Origin of the sequence: Paenibacillus sp. MBLB1832, assembly GCF_032271945.1 — a bacterium.
In the GTDB taxonomy this organism is placed as follows: Bacteria; Bacillota; Bacilli; order Paenibacillales; family NBRC-103111; genus Paenibacillus_E; species Paenibacillus_E roseopurpureus.
In genome coordinates, this window is sequence record NZ_CP130319.1 from 2191394 (window position 1) to 2210134 (window position 18741).

10 protein-coding genes and 1 pseudogene are annotated in these 18741 nt (G+C 46.7%); 10 read left to right on the forward strand and 1 reads right to left on the reverse strand.

Annotated elements, in window-relative coordinates; genetic code table 11:
- Positions 1-57 precede the first annotated feature (57 nt).
- From MJB10_RS09425 to cysI, 7 genes are all read left to right on the forward strand, one after another.
- Positions 58-1743, forward strand: a complete 1686-nt coding sequence (locus tag MJB10_RS09425; RefSeq protein ID WP_314803923.1) for a sensor histidine kinase — start codon at positions 58-60, stop codon at positions 1741-1743.
- A gap of 20 nt (positions 1744-1763) precedes the next feature.
- A complete protein-coding gene (locus MJB10_RS09430; RefSeq protein ID WP_314803925.1) occupies positions 1764-3353 on the forward strand; it encodes a response regulator in 1590 nt (529 codons plus the stop codon).
- Between the two features lie 121 nt (positions 3354-3474).
- Entirely contained in the window at positions 3475-4791 is a 1317-nt protein-coding gene (locus MJB10_RS09435; protein ID WP_314803928.1) for an ABC transporter substrate-binding protein, read from the forward strand.
- A gap of 85 nt (positions 4792-4876) precedes the next feature.
- Positions 4877-5665 carry a carbohydrate ABC transporter permease gene (locus tag MJB10_RS09440; protein WP_314803931.1) on the forward strand — a complete coding sequence of 263 codons (789 nt, stop codon included), beginning with the start codon at positions 4877-4879 and terminating at the stop codon, positions 5663-5665.
- Positions 5666-5756: 91 nt separating this feature from the next.
- Positions 5757-6584 (forward strand): carbohydrate ABC transporter permease, encoded by an 828-nt coding sequence (locus tag MJB10_RS09445; RefSeq protein WP_314803933.1) that lies wholly within the window; start codon positions 5757-5759, stop codon positions 6582-6584.
- A gap of 208 nt (positions 6585-6792) precedes the next feature.
- On the forward strand, positions 6793-8616 hold the full coding sequence (locus tag MJB10_RS09450; RefSeq protein WP_314805545.1) for an assimilatory sulfite reductase (NADPH) flavoprotein subunit: 1824 nt from the start codon (positions 6793-6795) through the stop codon (positions 8614-8616).
- A 38-nt stretch (positions 8617-8654) separates the two neighbouring features.
- A complete protein-coding gene (gene cysI, locus MJB10_RS09455; RefSeq protein ID WP_314803936.1) occupies positions 8655-10376 on the forward strand; it encodes an assimilatory sulfite reductase (NADPH) hemoprotein subunit in 1722 nt (573 codons plus the stop codon).
- Positions 10377-10433: 57 nt separating this feature from the next.
- On the opposite strand, the gene MJB10_RS09460 is transcribed toward cysI, so the two are convergent.
- Complete coding sequence (locus MJB10_RS09460; RefSeq protein WP_314803937.1) at positions 10434-11657, reverse strand: PASTA domain-containing protein; 1224 nt, start codon at positions 11655-11657, stop codon at positions 10434-10436.
- 202 nt (positions 11658-11859) lie between these two features.
- Here MJB10_RS09460 and MJB10_RS09465 point away from each other — a divergent pair, with 202 nt between their 5' ends.
- The 3 genes and pseudogenes from MJB10_RS09465 (at position 11860) to MJB10_RS26695 (ending at position 18713) form a co-directional block, all read left to right on the forward strand.
- The gene (locus tag MJB10_RS09465; RefSeq protein WP_314803940.1) at positions 11860-13509 is read left to right on the forward strand and encodes a hydroxysqualene dehydroxylase; all 1650 of its coding nucleotides are present in this window, start codon (positions 11860-11862) and stop codon (positions 13507-13509) included.
- Between the two features lie 20 nt (positions 13510-13529).
- A pseudogene (locus MJB10_RS09470) lies at positions 13530-18206 on the forward strand (AAA family ATPase); the annotation flags it as partial.
- On the forward strand, positions 18201-18713 hold the full coding sequence (locus MJB10_RS26695) for a sensor histidine kinase (protein ID WP_397386621.1): 513 nt from the start codon (positions 18201-18203) through the stop codon (positions 18711-18713). The pseudogene MJB10_RS09470 and the gene MJB10_RS26695, both read left to right, overlap by 6 nt.
- Positions 18714-18741: the final 28 nt, after the last annotated feature.

Sequence of the window (18741 nt, forward strand, 5' to 3'; positions counted from 1 at the left end):
TATGTTTCTTTCGTCATATTCATTCTACTGCCAATTTTCATTGTGACCTGGTTTTCAGTGAGGTCCTTTAATGATGTGCTGTTTGACAATGTCACGACGCGAGCCATGCAAACCCTGGAGCAAGTTTCGTATACGGTTGATACGGAAGCGAGCCGGATGGTTCATACGGTTGCTACGATCGCCAACGACGATAAATTGTTTGCCACGGCGACAACGATACATACACAAGCGGATCGCAATCAACAAGCCAGCCATGAGGCTACGTTAGATTTGGATCATCAGCTTAGTAATTATTTTCACTATACATCGGATGTGATTGCGGCCTTATTTTTTTATCGAGACGGCGGGACTTATGCGTATAAGCAAAGCCTGGGCTTGCATGAAGTTGCGCTGCGGCAAGCGAGTTGGTACGGTCAATCGCTGCGTCAAGTCAACAAAGTTCAAATCTTTGGCGCGGAGGATAACCTGCTCCCAGGTACAAGCGGACACATGGAAATTACGGTGTCCATTTCACCGAAATTTCCTGACGCGTTTAACAACGTTGAGAACGTATACTTTATTTTCCGCGGCAGTGTTCTGCAGCAGTTGCTTCGCACCCAAGTGTCGGAAGCGGGCTATTTCCTTGTGATTTCTCCTAGCGGCAGCGTGATTACAAGCTCTTCGGACGAATTGATCGCGAATCATACTTCGCGTCAAACTTTGCTGGCGCAAGCGATGAGCGAACAGACGGGAAACTATGTGCAAAGCGAAGGGGGCAAACGGTCTTTCGTTAGCTACTTAACATCCACACAGACGGGCTGGAAATACGTTCATGTTATGCCCTATGATCAAATGCTTGCGAGCGTAAAACATGTGTATAACCGGACAATGCTTCTCTCCACGGTTGCGCTAATTGTATTCCTGCTGGCTTCCTGGTTCTGGGTACGCAGTATGGCGAAACCGATTCTAACGCTAGTGAGACAAATGAATCGGGTGAAAATGGGTAATTTTCAAGCGCAATTAGAAGCATCTGGACCTACTGAAATTTATGTGTTAGGCCATAGTTTTAATGAAATGACGCTGCGCATCCAAGAATTAATGAAAGAACGGAAGCTGAAGGAGGAAGCGCGATTACATGCAGAGATGGCTGCGCTGCAATCGCAAATTGGTCCTCATTTCCTCGTGAATACGTTAAATGCCATTAAAATAATGGCGCTCATGGCCAAAGCACCGCACATTCAGAACATGACGGAGTCCCTCATGCATCTGGTTGCTTCGGCGTTTAATCGCGGGGGCAACTTGACTACGGTTCACGAGGAGCTGGCGTTGCTTGATGACTATTTCACGATTATGCGTATTCGATATGGTGATCGTTTTGACGTTTATCGCAATGTTGATGATGACGTTGGTAAGGCGCAGATACTCAAGCTCTTATTGCAGCCGCTGGTGGAGAATAGCATCGTTCATGGTTTTCATGGGCTTGATCGCAGAGGTGTCATTCATATAGGGGTTCATAAGCATGGCGATAGGCATCTGCGTATCACGATTCGTGATAACGGTAACGGGTTCGTCCAAGAGAAGGAACGGACGGTGCATAAGCTTGCGCGGGATTCCTTTAACGGCATTGGACTTCGTAATGTGCAAAGCCGCATCGAACTCCACTATGGACACGAAGGCAAGTTTATGATGAGTAGTGTACCTGGCGAAGGTACGAACATGGAACTATTCCTACCTTTAAATGAAGGCTCGCTTGGTTCCAACTAGTTGAAACTGGAGGGATTAGATTGATTAGAGTACTGCTTGTGGATGATGAACCGCTCATTCGGCTGGCCCTGCGAGAACTCATTGCCTGGGAAGACTTCCAGTGCGAGGTTGTGGCTGAAGCCTCTGATGGTCAAGAGGCACTGCATTTGCTCCAGAATAAAGGTGATATTGATTTGATGCTCATGGATATTCAGATGCCAGGGATGGATGGTATTACCTGTTTGGAGCAGTTGAGAGAACTTCCAGATGTCCAGAAACCAACCGTCATTGTGTTAAGTGCCTATTCCGAGTACGACTATGTTCGACAAGCGTTCCTGCTCGGGGCCATTGATTATATGATGAAAACCCGTATGGAAACGAAGCCGATGACGGTAGTTATTGCCAAAGCTGTGGCTGGTATTCAAGCTCGTATGCTTCAAGCGGAACGCGAAGAAAGAGAACAGCGAGCGCTTCATACGAAAGTGGTAGAGGCTTCGTGGACGGCGCAATTACGCGGTACGAGCACGCAAGATGAGATCTCCATCGGGGAAAGCGATGCACAGGGGGAGCAAATCATCGCTTGTGTGCATATAGGTGCCTCTAACCAGGCGACCACCTATACCGTGCCTATGATTCGGCAGTCGTTAGAAGGCTATTTCACTCAATTGACGGTTCTGCCAATAACAGAGCAGGAGTATGCGCTCATGATTTACTTTGGTGAGGAGGCTGCTCAAGGTCGACATCACATCCGCAACCGCCTGGCAGAGGGAATGGAACGAATTATTAGCCACCTCAAGCAGTATGTGAATCAAGGGGTATCGATTGGTGTGTCTGATTTCATACAGTCGCGACACGAATGGCGGACAGCGTATGAGCAAGCACAGCAACTTGCGGAGTTACGCTTTTTTACGAGGGAGGGAAGAGTGTTCTTTCCTGAACATGCGGCGCTGAATCGAGCGCAATTGCAAGCATTAGGCACGGAAACATGGAATCGGAAGGATCTATTCCGTTGTATAGAAACAGGCCAACCTTGGAAAGAGGAGTTGGAGAAGGGATTTGGCTATTGGCGATCCATGCAGACGAAGCCGATGAAAGACATTCAGAAAATGTACCATGGCTTTCTATGGGAATTGGGAGCACTGCTCCATGCTCGTGAATGTGATTGGCCAGAGGTACTGGGTCATCATGAGGCTCCCTATGAAACATTGTTAGCTCTAACAAGCATGGCTGATGTTCATTTTTGGCTGGAAGGGTTGGTAGGTAAGCTTGCAGCGCATTTGGACCCTCGGCGATTAGCCATTCAGCAATCTCCTCGATTGATTGATAAGGCCAAAGCGTATATCAACGCTCATTATCATGAGCCGTTATCCTTAGGGGATGTGAGCGAATGGGTGGGTGTGACGGAAAGTCATTTGAGCAAACAATTCGTGAAGGAAACGGGAGAAAACTTCATCGCCTATGTGACGCAAATTCGGATCGAGAAAGCGATTCAGTTGATGTGGGGAGGGATGAAGTTGTTCGAAATTGCAGAGAGGGTCGGATATCCCAATCAAGGACATTTCAGTCGTATGTTCAAAAAAGTGACGGGTCAGACACCGCAGCAATACCGAGAATCCTGCAAGTTAGAGTAGACTCGTCAAAGCACAAAAATTGCACAAGTAAGCACAAGAATCGTCATGTCCTTGCCGTCTCTGTGCTCTTATTATTAGAGTTGTAAGCGCAAACAATAGCCGTATGGAGGGGTAAGACAAAATGAAAAGAAAATGGGCAGGGACACTTGTAGCAAGCGTATTGACCATGTCAGTTGTATTAAGCGGTTGTGGGTCATCAGAGAGCGGCACCAAGGCAACACCAACGGGTACGGATACACCAAAGCAAGCGGTAAGCGGCAATAAAGTTACGATTAAAATGGCGATGTGGGATGTCAACGCGTCATTTATTGATTTTCTCAGCGCAAAAGTAAAGGAATACAGCAAGGTTGATCCTAATGTCAACGTGGAAGTTGAAGCATTCAAGAACGATGGCGATTACTTGAAAGCGATGAAGGTTCGTCTTTCTGCGAACGAAATGCCGGATTTCTTCGAATTGAAGCCGAATTTCATTAATGATTTCAAATCTGAATTGCTTCCGCTTGATGACCTCAGTACAACAGCTAAAAATAAATATGCCAAAAAATACGCCGTAGACGGCAAAGTGTTGGCGATGCCAACCGTTCAATTCCCTGAGATGGTGTACTACCACCCAAGTATTTTTAAAGAACTTGGTCTCGCCGTTCCGACGACATGGCCGCAATTCTTAGATGTGCTGAACAAAATTAAAGATAACAAGAAGTACATTCCTTATGCGATGGGCGGCAAGGACGCTTGGCCGGATTATCCATTCAATGAATTCATGCATCACCTGACTTCAGGCGATGAGAATTACTTGAGCAACCTGGCGACTGCGGCTCACCCGTTCGCGGAAGGCACGCCTTTCTATAAGGCGTACAGCAAGATTGAAACTCTGTACAGTGCAAAAGTTATGGGTCCAGACCCGCTTGGCGTGAGCTGGGATCAAGCCACAGGCTTGTTCGAGAGTAAGAAAGCTGCAGTGGTTGCAGCAGGGCTATGGTACTTGGATACATATATGTCCAAAGTGGGCAATGCGGATGATCTAGCAGCATTCCCAATGCCAGTTCGCGACAGTGAATCGGAGCCGTTAACTGTGATGACGTTTACCGATCATTTCTACGCGATTAACAAAAACAGTAAAAACACAGAAGCCGTGAAGAAATTCATGGAGTGGTTCTATAGCCCAGCGGTTCACCAACAATATGTGGATAAAGTAAAGCTTGGCGCAGTGATCGATGGCGTTACAGCCAATGTGCCGTTCTTAAATGATTTCTACAAAAACAATAAAATCACGCCGTTCCTCTATGTGCCTGGTAACCAGAAGTACACCGATCTCATTAACGCCACGCAATTGGATTGGAAGACCGTCGGTCAAGATATGATTTCAGGTAAAAAGCTCAGTGACATTTCCAAGCAATTGGATGACAAATGGAATAAGGCTCGCGACGCTAAGAAATAGGATAGCATAGAGATGGCAATGCGGTGGAAATGCGGTTCTTTCGTGGAGGCCGTGTTTCCGCTGCGTGCTTGGAGGTGAGACCTACATGAGTTACAACATGCAAAAGAAGTTGATTATCGTATTATTTCTAGCCTTCCCCGTATTTCTGTTACTCTTGCTGCTCATGTATCCGACACTCAAACTAATCCAGTTAAGCTTGACGGACTGGAATGGCATCAGTCGAACATTTCATTATGTAGGCTGGGATAACTATGTGCAGGCATTTCATATGCCGGAAATTTGGAAATCACTCTACCACAATTGGCAGTATTTCCTTGTACATGCCTTGATTCTTCCTCTCGAAATTATGATAGCTGTGCTCTTGAACGCCAAATTGAAGGCGAATCCGTTCTTTCGCTCCATTGTGTTTCTTCCATATGTCATTAATGGCGTCGCGGTGGCGTACGTGTTCAGCTATTTATATAATCCGATTAACGGGCCACTCAATTTATTTCTGGAAGCGGTAGGCTTGGATGCCTGGATTCAGCGTTGGCTCAGTGATCCCGCCGTTGTCAATTACTCCTTAATCTTCGTCTCCTTATGGCGATATTGCGGCCTGCATGTCATCTTGTTTCTAGCTGGCTTGCAGTCTATACCTGAGGATTTATACGAAGCAGCGCGCATGGATGGAGCGAGTCCGATGAGACAACTGTGGCACATTACCGTGCCTGGCATGAGTCGTGTCATTGAAATCGTGCTGTTCCTCAACGTGCGGGGGGCTTTACAGGTGTTCGATATCCCGTTCCTGATGACACAGGGGGACCTGCCAATGCCAGTTCGACCTTTACCTTATACACCGTGGATACAGCTTTCAAATTCAACAACTATGGCTTAGCGTCGACGATGGCGATTCTGCTTATGGTGATGATCATCGTGTTTAGTTACATTCAGAAGACGCTATTCCGTGCGGCTGGAGGCGGTGAATCATGACAATGGGCTCAAAATTCAAGCCGCTCTATTACCTTATTTTTGCGATTATCACAGTCATTGTGCTCATTCCCTTAGTGTTGGTGCTGTTTGCTTCTCTGAAGCCAGCGTCAGAGCTGGCCGCATCGTCTCCCATTTCCCTTCCAAGCAGTTTGTATTGGGGAAATCTGAAGACGGCGTTTGTGAAGGGGGATATACTGACTGGTTTTCAGAATACGTTGATCCTCATCGTTGTCTCTGTTGTATTAAACATGATTCTAGGCACAATGACGGCCTATATTCTGAATCGTTTCGATTTTCGGTTGAAAAAGGTGATTTTCGCACTGTTCACCGTCGCGATGGTTGTCCCTTTTTACACCACAGAGGTAGCTAGGTTTCAAATCATTAAAGCACTGGGCTTGTACAACACGTTGTACGCCCCAACACTCATCTACGCGGGAACGGATCTCCTGCAAATTTTCATCTACCTTCAATTCATGGAGAAAATCTCCGTGCAATTGGATGAAAGTGCCATGATGGACGGTGCATCCTATTTCCGCATTTTCCGTTCCATCATATTCCCGCTTATGGTGCCAGCAACCGCAACACTGGCGATTATCAAAACGGTAGAAATTATGAATGACATGTACATTCCATTTCTTTATATGCCAGCGAAGAAGCTTCACACGTTGTCTACCGCGCTGATGTCTTTCGTCGGAGAGCGCGCTTCTTACTGGAATGAACTCTCTGCGGCGATTCTGATCATCATGCTGCCGACCATTCTAATTTACCTATTTGCACAACGGTATGTATTTGCTGGCTTGATGGATGGTGCTGTAAAAGGATAATACTGGGAAATATGGCACTTAAATGACCCCTTGAGGGTCATTTTTTGCATGAAAAGTGCTCAATTCCCCATATATCAAGAACGCTTATAAGTATCATAAGATGATTCTAATTGACCTGTGGTGCTCTCTATGATAGGTTTCAATGGAGAGTAAAAAAAGTGCGAAAAATAGCAAAGCTTATCAATACATGCTGATGAGGTGGATTTTGTTGGAACTTCAAGTCATAAACAGTCCTTTTAACCAAGAGCAAGTTGAATTACTTAATCGTGTCCTGCCGTCGTTAACCGACACCCAACGTATTTGGCTGAGCGGATATCTGACAGCCCAGCAAGGAGCAGGTCAGGCAGCGGCAGCGCCGACAGCTTCATTACCAACGACTGTGGCCGCACCTGCCATTTCCAAAGAAGTAACCGTGCTATTTGGATCCCAGACAGGGAATTCTGCTGGTCTTGCCAAAAAGCTTGCTAAAAAATTAGAAGAACAATCGTTTATTGTGACATTGTCATCGATGAGCGACTTCAAGCCGAATAACTTGAAAAAGGTACAAAACCTGCTCATGGTTGTAAGTACACATGGGGAAGGCGATCCGCCGGATAATGCGATTTCGTTCTATGAGTTCCTTCATAGCAAAAGAGCGCCGCAATTGGATGATCTGCGCTATGCTGTTCTTTCCTTGGGCGACACGTCCTACGAGTTCTTCTGCCAAACGGGCAAAGACTTCGACAAGCGTTTGCAAGAACTTGGCGGTAAAACATTAACCGATCGCGTAGATTGCGATGTTGATTTCGATGAGCCGGCAGCGGCTTGGGTTAGCAATGTATTAGCTGCTTTGAATGCAGCATCTTCCGCATCTGCGCCAGTTGCTGGAGCAGCTGCAGCAGTAGGAAGCGCATCCCCTGAATCCGAGTATTCCAGAACGAATCCGTTCCAAGCGGAAGTGCTTGAGAACTTGAATTTGAATGGCCGCGGTTCTGACCGTGAAACGCGCCATGTGGAGATTTCCTTGGAAGGCTCCAACTTGCAATACGAACCAGGCGATAGCATCGGGGTATTCCCTGAGAATCACCCGCGTCTTGTCAATGAACTGATTCAGGCGATGGAATGGAATGGAAGCACACCAGTGGCTGTTAACAAAAATGGGGAAGAGCGTCCTTTGCAAGAAGCACTTCTTCGTTACTATGAGATCACAGCACTGACGAAACCATTGCTTGAGCAAGTGGCGAAACTTTCTTCGAATGAGAAACTGCAAGAGATGGTTGCCCCTGGGAATGAACCAGAGTTGAAGTCTTATATTTATGGACGTGATCTGCTTGATTTGGTTCAGGATTTCGCTTTGAAAGGCATTCCTGCCAGCCAGTTCGTTGCGATTCTGCGCAAATTGCCTGCTCGCCTTTATTCGATCGCAAGCAGCTCCAAGGCGAATCCGGATGAAGTACATGTAACCGTTCGCGCTGTACGCTATGAAGCGAATGGACGTAACCGTTACGGCGTTTGTTCCGTACATTTGGCTGAACGTACACAAATTGGTTCAACACTGCCTGTGTATATCCAAAGCAATCCGAACTTCAAACTGCCTGAAAACCCAGAAACGCCAATCATCATGATCGGACCTGGTACTGGCGTAGCGCCGTTCCGTGCATTCCTTCAAGATCGTGAAGAAACAGGTGCAGAAGGGAAATCCTGGTTGTTCTATGGCGATCAACATTTCGCGACAGACTTCCTATACCAAGTTGAAATGCAGCGTTGGCTGAAAGATGGCGTCTTGACGAAGCTGGATGTCGCTTTCTCCCGTGATACGGATCAAAAAGTTTATGTACAACATCGCATGCAAGAGTCAAGCCGTGAGCTTTATCAATGGCTGCAAGAAGGCGCAGTGGTGTACGTTTGCGGTGATGAGAAGAAAATGGCACACGATGTGAATGCCGCGTTAGTCTCGATTCTTGAGCAAGAAGGCGGACTAAGCAACGATGAGGCCTTGCAATATTTAGCTAATATGCAACAGCAAAAACGTTATCAACGGGATGTTTATTAATTCACGATCCCCGCGATCACGAGAGGAGAAAGCTCACGATGTCAGAAAATAATTTGCTATCGAAGAATAGTGCACCGCATAGTGATGTTGAACATATTAAAATCCGCAGTAATTATTTGCGCGGCAGCTTGGAAGAAACGCTGCAAGACCGCATCACAGGTTCCATCCCAGAGGATGACAACCGTTTGATGAAATTCCATGGAAGCTACATGCAGGATGACCGTGACTTGCGTAACGAGCGTGCGAAGCAAAAGCTGGAACCTGCTTACCAATTCATGCTCCGCGTACGAGCAGCGGGCGGGATCGTTACGCCTGATCAATGGTTGATGATGGATCGTGTTGCTCAGAAGTATGCGAACGGCACAATTCGTTTGACGACGCGTCAATCATTCCAATTGCATGGTGTTATCAAATGGAATATGAAGAAAACGATTCAAGAAGTGAACGCGTCCATGCTCAGCACACTTGCTGCTTGCGGTGACGTTAACCGTAACGTGATGTGTAACCCGAACCCATACCAATCAGATGTACACGGTGAAGTGTATGAGTGGGCGAATCGCATCTCCAACCACTTGGATCCGCGCACGAGAGCATATCATGAGATATGGCTTGACGGTGAGAAAATCGTGGACAGCCGCGACGATGAAGAGCAGGAGCCGATTTACGGACCTGTGTACTTGCCGCGTAAGTTCAAAATCGGAATCGCAATTCCGCCATCTAACGATGTTGACGTATACTCCCAAGATCTAGGCTATATTGCTGTTGTTGAAAACGGTCGTTTGGTTGGCTTCAACGTATCCGTTGGCGGCGGTATGGGGATGTCCCATGGAGATACGAAGACATATCCGCAGGTTGGTCAAGTTATTGGTTTCATCAAGCCGGAGCAAGCGGTTGATTTGGCTGAGAAAACGGTAATGATCCAACGCGATTACGGCGATCGTTCCGTTCGTAAACATGCACGTTTCAAATACACGATCGATGATCGCGGTATCGAGTGGTTCGTGAACGAGCTGCAAACGCGTCTTGGCTGGAACTTGGAGCCGACACGTGCTTTCCATTTCGAATCCAATGGTGATCGTTATGGTTGGGTGAAAGGCAGCAACGGAAAATGGCACTTCACGCTGTTTATTCAAAACGGCCGCGTCATGGATGATGGCGACTACCGTTTGATGACAGGGCTTCGTGAAATTGCTAAAGTTCACAACGGCGACTTCCGATTGACGTCGAATCAGAACTTGATTATCGGCAATGTGAGCGCTCAGAAAAAGAAGAAGATCGAAGATTTGATCAAGGATCACGGCATCACGGATGGCTTACACTATTCCGCGCTGCGTCGTAATTCGATGGCGTGTGTGGCATTCCCAACGTGCGGACTTGCAATGGCGGAATCGGAGCGTTATCTGCCTTCGCTGGTTACGAAAGTTGAGGCGATCCTTGAGAGCGTTGGACTTCGTGAGCAAGAAATTACGATTCGGATGACAGGTTGTCCGAATGGATGTGCGCGTCCGATGCTGGCGGAACTTGCCTTTATCGGAAAAGCTGCAGGTAAGTACAATATGTATCTTGGCGGCGGCTTCGCTGGAAACCGCTTGAATAAGCTATACAAAGAAAACATCGGTGAATCCGAAATTCTGGATTCCCTCCAAACGATCATTCCGCACTACGCCAAAGAGCGTCAAGCGGATGAACATTTCGGAGATTTCGTGATTCGTGCAGGGTATGTAAAGGAAGTTCGTTCGGGTCAAGATTTCCACGCATAATAAGATGACAAAGGCAGTCAAAAGTAGCTAACACTTTTGACTGCCTTTTTTTGTGCTTTATTGCGAGCCTTTGCTCACCCAGAAGGTCACATTTTCCCCTTGCAGGCTATTAGTCCCTGGTTTCGGATCTTGCTTGCTGACCGTCCCCTTGGGCAAGGTGCTCGCCTCAATAAAGAAATTGTAATGAAGCCCAGCAGCTAGTGCCATCTTCTCCGCGGCTTCTTGTGTTTGACCGACGAGATTCGGAACAACAGTCTCTTCGGAATCGGCGCCTGCGAGAACAGGTTTCGCTGATGCGCTGGGACTAGCTGTCGTGACGATGCTTGCCGTTGGTGAAGGCGATACAATCACGACCTTCTCAACGATCTTCGGCGAGGACGATGGCCAGACGGCCCAGACGACAATCCCGCCAACAACGAGCGTTGTTGCTGCGCTCAAGGCAACCTTAGCGAATGTATGGTTGTTGTGTATACGATCAACATCGTCGAGATCTCGAGGCGGTGGAAGTGGATCAGGGGGCTGGGACGAGTCCATAACCCAATCTTGCTCCCGACTCGATGATTCCGCAGAAGCGACGGTAGTTGTAGATGTAATAGTGGGCGGCAAGCTACGCAAGCCAAACACAAGCGATGAGAGCGATGACTGTCCGTGGCAAATAAATTTGATCACCCGAATTAACGCTTGTTTCTGTTCCATCGTTGCGCTTGGGATTGGAGTACGCTCCAAGGTCGTATGCATAACCTCAAAAGTGTCCGTAATCGGCTCGCCGCCAGTTAGGAGCCCAATCATCAGTCTGCACAGCCCAATCGCGCTTTGCTCCTGGTCTTCGTCATCTTCCCAATAGTTAATGACCGACAGTTTATTGTGATCGGATAGCCATAAGTTCTCAGGTCGCACAGAAAAGCCTGTAATCCGTTCTTCCAGTGCATCCAGCAAAGATACACCTAAATCGCTAATCATCTCGACAACGGCGCTAAAGGGCCATTTACGATTGGAAATAAGCGAAGAGAAAAGGGAACCTGACTTCGCTTGCAAAATAATTGTGACCGCATCTTCGCTTACTGACGTATCTAAGATGTGATGGAAACCGTCATGGATGAAGGCGGCTTTATCATGTAGGGAGCGTATGTAGATATCGCCGTGTTGGGGATGGCGAACTGTTTTGCGATACAGGAGTACCTTACGTGACAGGAATACATCATCACCGTAATGGAGTGTTCCATGAGGGAAAGAGACGATTTGTGTACTTGGCACGTATCGTGAACCAATTCGATCGGACATGGAATAACCTACCTCTCTGCACATTCATTCTCTATACTGTACATCTTTTTGCGACGTATGGGAATCATCTTGTGAAAAATGAAACCAAACCGGGCAAGTCTATCTTTTTATAGGACTTTATATGATTCTACTATGCGACATTAGCCCTAGAATGATATGATTAGGTCAATCTACGATATGACAAAAAAAGCCATTATAAGGAGTGAATTTGTTGAAAAAGGTCGCAATTTTGGGCGGAGGCGTTGCGGGACTTAGTGCTGCTCATGAGCTAATTCTAAGAGGCTACCAGGTTTCTGTCTACGAGAGTCGAAATATTCCAGGGGGGAAGGCAAGAAGTATGCCTTTCAAAGGCAGCGGTAAAGGAGGAAGACGTGATTTGCCAGGCGAGCATGGGTTCCGACTATTCCCTCGCTTTTACCGACATGTCATTGATACCTTGAAACGAATCCCTTATGGGGATAAGACAGTGTACGACAATTTAACCGAAGTATCGCGTTTAGACATTGCTTCTTTTACAGATCCGATTCAACCTCTACCTGCTAAAGTGGCATTGAACATAGAAAACTTGTCAATTTTGAAAGGTTTGATTGATCACAAACTAGGGCTGACCAACAGCGATTTGAGGCAATATCGACGCAGATTATGGCAAGTGATGACCAGTTGTGAAGAGCGGATTCGCGAAGAGTATGATGGGGTTGATTGGTGGGATTTCATCCATGCGAAAGAGCAGTCTCAGGCCTTTTTGAAAATTTTCGCGGGATTTACCACGACTTTAGTCGCATGCCAATCGAAGGTGGCGAGTACGCAAACCGTGGGTCCTGTTGCGGCCCAAATGACACTTGATCTCACAACGCCAGGGACGAGCTTCGTAAGGCTGTTGAATGGACCAACGAATGATAAATGGATTTATCCTTGGATGACCTATCTGCAGGATCAAGGTGTCGATTATCATTTGGAAGCCAGAGTGGAAGGTTTCCGATGTGAGGATGGCAGAATCATAGGTGTCCAAGTTACGGAATATGGGAAATCCATCGAAATTGAAGCGGATTACTATATTGCTGCGTTTCCTGTTGAGGTCATGGGCCCGCTAATTTCGCCAGAAATGCTGCAAGCGGACCCTTCACTCTATGGAGTGAAACGACTGGTTGATTCCGTCGAGTGGATGAATGGCATCCAATTCTATCTGAATGAAGATGTGACAATCACACACGGACACGTCATCTATTTGGATGCGCCATGGGCATTAACCTCGGTATCCCAAAAACAGTTCTGGCCAGACATCGAGTTAAGTGAATATGGGGACGGCCGTGTAAAAGGCATATTGTCTGTAGATATTTCGGATTGGGACATGCCTGGCATTTTATATGGAAAACCCGCTGTAAATTGCACGCTGGAAGAAGTAAAAGAAGAAGTCTGGGAGCAATTAAAGCGTAGCCTGAATACGGGAGATTCTGTTATCTTAAAAGATGACATGCTTCATTCCTGGTTCTTGGACAGTGAAATCCAATATGATCCTGTCGATCAAAGATGCAAAAATAATTCACCATTGTTTATTAATCGCAAGGATACTTGGAAAGATCGTCCAGAAGCCTATACACGTATTCCTAACTTGTTCTTGGCATCCGATTATGTGCGCACGAACACGAATCTCGCAACGATGGAAGGCGCGAACGAAGCGGCGCGACGAGCGGTCAATGCCATTTTACAACAAGATGAATCGTTGGAGCAGCCTTGTGAGATCTGGGATATGTATACATTTGAAATTGGCAATATCGATATCTTGAAGCGTTTCCGTGAGCATGACAAGAAGCGGTTTGAACAAGGGCAGCCTTGGAATGGTAAATTGCGTTAGGAAGTAGGAGGCTGTGAGTGGTGGTTTTTACAGATTATGATTTCATCAAACAGATCAGTCGGAATGAACGGACGGTTTTCTATCGCGCAGTTCATAAGGTAACGATGGAGAAGGTGATGATCCGAGCACTGCGCTCAGACTTCCCGCGCTCATCCGATATCGCAAAGCTGAAACGGGAACACGAGGTAGGGAGTCCGTTGGACATCCCAGGCATTCTCAAGCCTTTGACATTGTGGCAAAATCCTACGAATGTGGCTTTGATTCTCGAGGATTTTGACGGAGTGCCGCTTGCCGATCTGCTGCCGTTGTATACACAATCCATCACAGCTTTCTTAGCTGGGGCGATTCAATTAGTCAAAATAATTGGCGATTTACATCAAAGGTATGTGATCCATAAAGATATTAACCCAAGTAACATTCTCGTCAATGTGGATACGAAGATGATGAAATTACATGATTTCAGCATTGCTTCGTTTACAAGGGAGCGGCAAGAAATCATCGATCCCCTGCTGCTAGAAGGGACGCTTCGCTACATGTCTCCTGAGCAGACGGGACGAATGAATCGCATCATCGATTACCGGACGGACTATTATTCCTTAGGTGTTACCTGCTACGAAATGCTTACAGGACGACTGCCTTTCCAAACGGACGATCCGATCGAGTTGATCCATTGTCATTTGGCTGTAACGCCTCCTGCGCCTGATAGCTTGGACTTAGGCATTCCTAAGGCTGTTTCTGACATTGTGATGAAATTGCTTGCCAAAAATGCAGAAGATCGCTATCAAAGCGCATATGGTATCGTACAAGATTTAACGCATTGTTTGACCCAACTTACGGCGGGTGAACGTTTAGACGATTTTCAAGCTGGTCGTTATGATCTGACCGATATGTTTCAAATCCCTCAAGGGTTGTATGGCCGAGAGAATGAAACTACGAAACTCCTTCACGTGTATGAGCAAGCTACGCATGGCTCTCTTGAAGCGGTATGGGTAACAGGTGAATCCGGATTTGGCAAAACCTTTCTGATCGGTGAAACGATGCGAACGATCATGAAAGATCGTGGTTGGTTTCTCTCGGGTCGATTTGAGCCGAATAAACAGCATGTCTCGTATCAGGCGCTCTCGAATGCGTTGCGCGGATTGGTACGACAGCTTCTGACAGGGAAAAATCGGGAAATTGACGATTATCGCAAACGATTGTTAGAGGTCGTCGGGACAAGCGGCAGCGTCTTGATTGATCTTATTCCAGAGCTTGTTTTACTTATTGGGGAACAACCGAGCGCTAAACAGCTGCCTCAGCAAGAAGCCCAGAAGCGTTTGAACTATTTGCTGCAGCAATTTTTATTTTTATTTTCGGGAAAAAATCACCCTATCGTCTTGTTTTTGGACGATTTACAGTGGGCGGATGCAGCATCGTTACAATTCCTTAATTTAATGCTGAATGATTCACAAATGCGTTATTTCCTCTTTATTGGAGCCTATCGCGGAGAGTACGATACGAACTGGTTGTCCTCGATGCATGTGCAATTGCTGGATAAGCTGCCTGCGCGATTAGTTGCTGAACGGATTGTATTGCAAGCGCTGAAAACCGAAGACGTCCGCAGCCTAGTTGCCGAAGCCTTAGCGACGAGTGCAGATGAGGTAGAAGGCTTGGCGCAGCTTGTTTTGCAGAAAACAGGGGGAAATCCGTTCTTCATCAAGGTGTTCTTGACCGCGCTTTATGAGCAGGGCGTACTTACCTTTGACTATGAGATGAATCGTTGGACATGGGATTTGGACGAAATTCAGCTTCTGCGCATTACGGATAATCTCATGTTCCTGCTCGCGGAGAAACTAGAACGAATGCCCGCTAGAACACAGCATTTAATGCGTTTAGCCGCCTGTTTAGGCGTATCGTTTGATCTGGAAACCCTTGGCATTATTATGCAGAAATCTTTTGCAGAGACGCTGCATGAACTGGAATTGACCATCCAAAATGGACTAATCATCCCTGTGGGGACAGCTTATAAATTTTTTCAAGAAGGTCAGAGTGATTCCAAAGCTAGAGATATTCGTTTCACCTTTATCCACGACTCGATTCAAGAAGCTGTTTATGGCTCCATAGAGGAGTCCATGCTGCCAGATATGCATCTCACGATTGCGCGCATGTTGATCGAAGCGTTGGGCGAGAAAGAATTGAATGAACGGTTGTTGGAGATTGTCCATCATTTGAATTTAGGGTCATCCTTGATTCGGGAGCAGCAGGAGCTTAAACAATTGCTTGCCTACAATCATTATGCAGGACGCAAAGCGAAATCTTCGAATGCGTATCAATCGGCGATTCAATATTTGGATAAGGCGCTGGATGTGCTGGCATTGATCGACGGCGATGAACTCGATGAGCGCAGCTATGACATTCGATTAGAGAAGTCGGAGGGCTTGTATCTGAACGGGCAGGCCGATGAAGCGGCGAAGTTATACGAGCAGCTGCTGCAAGAGCCACTATCTCGTGAGCAGAAGCTGGAAGTATATAATTTGCAAGTTGTCTTATATACGAATATTGGCAAACAGCATCAGAGCGTGCAAGTCGGGCTTAAAGCATTGGCCGAGTATGGCATCCGGATATCTGACTCCCCATCGACACCTTATGTACTCGTCAACTTTCTCGATGTGAAAAGAAGGATTGGGCGAAGAACGACACTTGATCTGTATGAACTGCCCGTTATGGCCGATCCGTTTCAAATCAAGCTCATGAATTTGATGATCAATGTGGCCGTTTCCGCCTATTTTGTAGATACGAAATTGTTCGGACCTTTTATGTTTAGTATGATCAAAAACGCCTTGAAATACGGGAACACACCGTCAATGGCGTATGTGTATAGCGCGTATGGACTTATTCTTGGTTCGGGCTTTGGCGACTATCAAGGCGGTTATCTGTTCGGTCAGCTGGGTGAGCGGATGAATGCACGTTTTCAATCGCATCCGTATCGCAGCAAAAGCTATTTCGCTTTAGGGCTGTTCATTACACCTTGGGTGAAATCGATGAGGCTAAGCTCAGAGCGTCTAAGGGAGTCGTTTCGCAGCGGCATCGAAGATGGCGATTTAGTTTTTGCCGGCTATGCGTTAACTTACCAAGTGCTGGTTCAAGATTTTCAAGGTATAGTTCTGTCAGAGCTCAAAGAGGAGCTGGCAAAAAGCTATCGGATTTTAGAACAGACGAATCATCACGATACGCTGCTTATGATGGAAATCATTCGCATGGTGATTATGAATTTGGAGGGAATGAGCGTCAATCCGCTTCTTTTCGGCAACCACCAAGAAGAGGAAGAACTGTTCGTAACAAAGCTGAAAGAGCATCCGAACCAAGTCATCATGCATGTGTATACGATTAAGAAAATGATGCTGTATTACTTGTTTGGCTCTTATGAGGAAGCTGTGAAAATGGGCAAGATGTCCGAAATGTATGAAGGCGTTTCTTTCGGATTGTTTCATATCCCAGAAAATTATTTTTATTATGTGTTATCCATCGCAGCTGTGTATCAGGACGCATCGGTCATTGATCGTAAGAAATACGCCAAACAAGTTAAGAAGATGATGCGGAAGATGGACAAATGGGCCAAAAACTGTCCAGAAAATTTCTTGCATATGACTCATCTCATGCAAGCAGAGTGGGATCGTGTTTGTGGACGCAGTTTAAAAGCGGAGCAGGGCTATGAGGCGGCGATTCGGAAAGCTAAGGAAGAAGGCTTCATTCAGTATGAAGCGTTAGCGAGCGAGCTTGCAGGCAAGTATTACAAGCAGATGGGGAAAGACAAATTTGCGAAATTGTACTTCTTTGATGCTTATATGGGGTATATGAACTGGGGGGCGAAAGCCAAAGCGGACAATTTGCGCCTGCGGAACCCAGGCAATATCGGACAAGCCCCAGAATGGGCGACGACGAAGCTGAGTGATTATTCCTTGCAGGCGCTTGATTTCAAGACGATTATGAACACATCGCGCTCCTTATCCAGTGAAGTCAATTTGGAACAACTCATCAAGAGACTGATGGAAATTGTTACGTATTCCTCTGGGGCTGAGCGAAGCGTGCTCGTCCTTAAGGATAAAGACAGCTTATATGTGGAAGCTGAGATGCTTGCAAGTGAAGGGAAAAACTCCTGCACAGTTTGCTCAGTTCTGCTTGAATCACGCGACGATCTCCCTCAGACGGTGATTCAATATGCCGCGAGATTGACGGAAGGGGTCGTGCTGGACGATGCGGAGAATTTTGGATTTTTCATGCACGATCCTTATATTCGTCAGACGGAAAGTAAATCGATCTTCTGCGAGCCGATCTTGCATCAGGGCAATTTAGTCGGAGTGTTTTATTTGGAAAATAATTTGACACGCAATGCCTTCACTTCCGACCGTTTGGATGTCATTAAATTGTTGTCAGCGCAAGCTGCAATCTCCATTGAGAATGCGAGGCTGTACAATGATCTCGAGTCCAAAGTGAAAGAGCGAACGAATGAATTGATCTTGATGGAAACGTCGCGGCGCGATCTGCTCTCTAACATTTCGCATGATCTGGGAACACCGTTGACCTCCATTCAGGGCTATGTCGAAGCAATCTTGGACGGCGTTATTCAAGAACCCGATGAGCAGAAGAAGTATTTATCTGTCGTCCATATGCGGATTGTAGGCATTCAAAGGCTCATTACGGACTTATATCAGCTGAGCCGCCTAGAAACGAAACAGTTTCATTTTCAGCTTGTCCCTACAGCTGGTGTGACGATGGTTCGGCAGCTATTCGCGAAGTATGAATTAGACGCTGCCAACGCAGGAATCACCTACACCCTAGATATGAAGCTGACAGCGGGGCATGAGCTGATGCTTACCGTCGATTCGGATCGGATTGAACAGGTGTATGCGAATATCGTCTATAATGCGATTAAATTTACTCGTCGCGGCGGCTTTATCACGGTGAAAGTCGAAATTAGAGATGAACCAAGCGAGCTTGTCATACGGCTAACCGACAGCGGTGTCGGGATTAGTGATGAAGATTTACCGCATATTTTCGAGCGCTTCTATAAGGCTTCCAAATCCCGCAGCAACTCGGGCGGAAGTGGGCTAGGCCTCGCGATCGCCAAAGAAATTGTCCAGTACCATGGCGGTCAAATATGGGCAGAGAGTCGTTTAGGAGAAGGGTGCAGCATTTCATTTTCACTCCCGATGCATCGTATATAACGAGAGCAAACCGTACATCTTACAGAGA

Coding starts and splice junctions, on each gene's coding strand:
- MJB10_RS09435 (WP_314803928.1), top strand. CDS start 3,475: ATGAAAAGAAAATGGGCAGGGACACTTGTAGCAAGCGTATTGACCATG.
- MJB10_RS09440 (WP_314803931.1), top strand. CDS start 4,877: ATGAGTTACAACATGCAAAAGAAGTTGATTATCGTATTATTTCTAGCC.
- MJB10_RS09445 (WP_314803933.1), top strand. CDS start 5,757: ATGACAATGGGCTCAAAATTCAAGCCGCTCTATTACCTTATTTTTGCG.
- cysI (WP_314803936.1), top strand. CDS start 8,655: ATGTCAGAAAATAATTTGCTATCGAAGAATAGTGCACCGCATAGTGAT.
- MJB10_RS09460 (WP_314803937.1), bottom strand. CDS start 11,657: ATGTCCGATCGAATTGGTTCACGATACGTGCCAAGTACACAAATCGTC.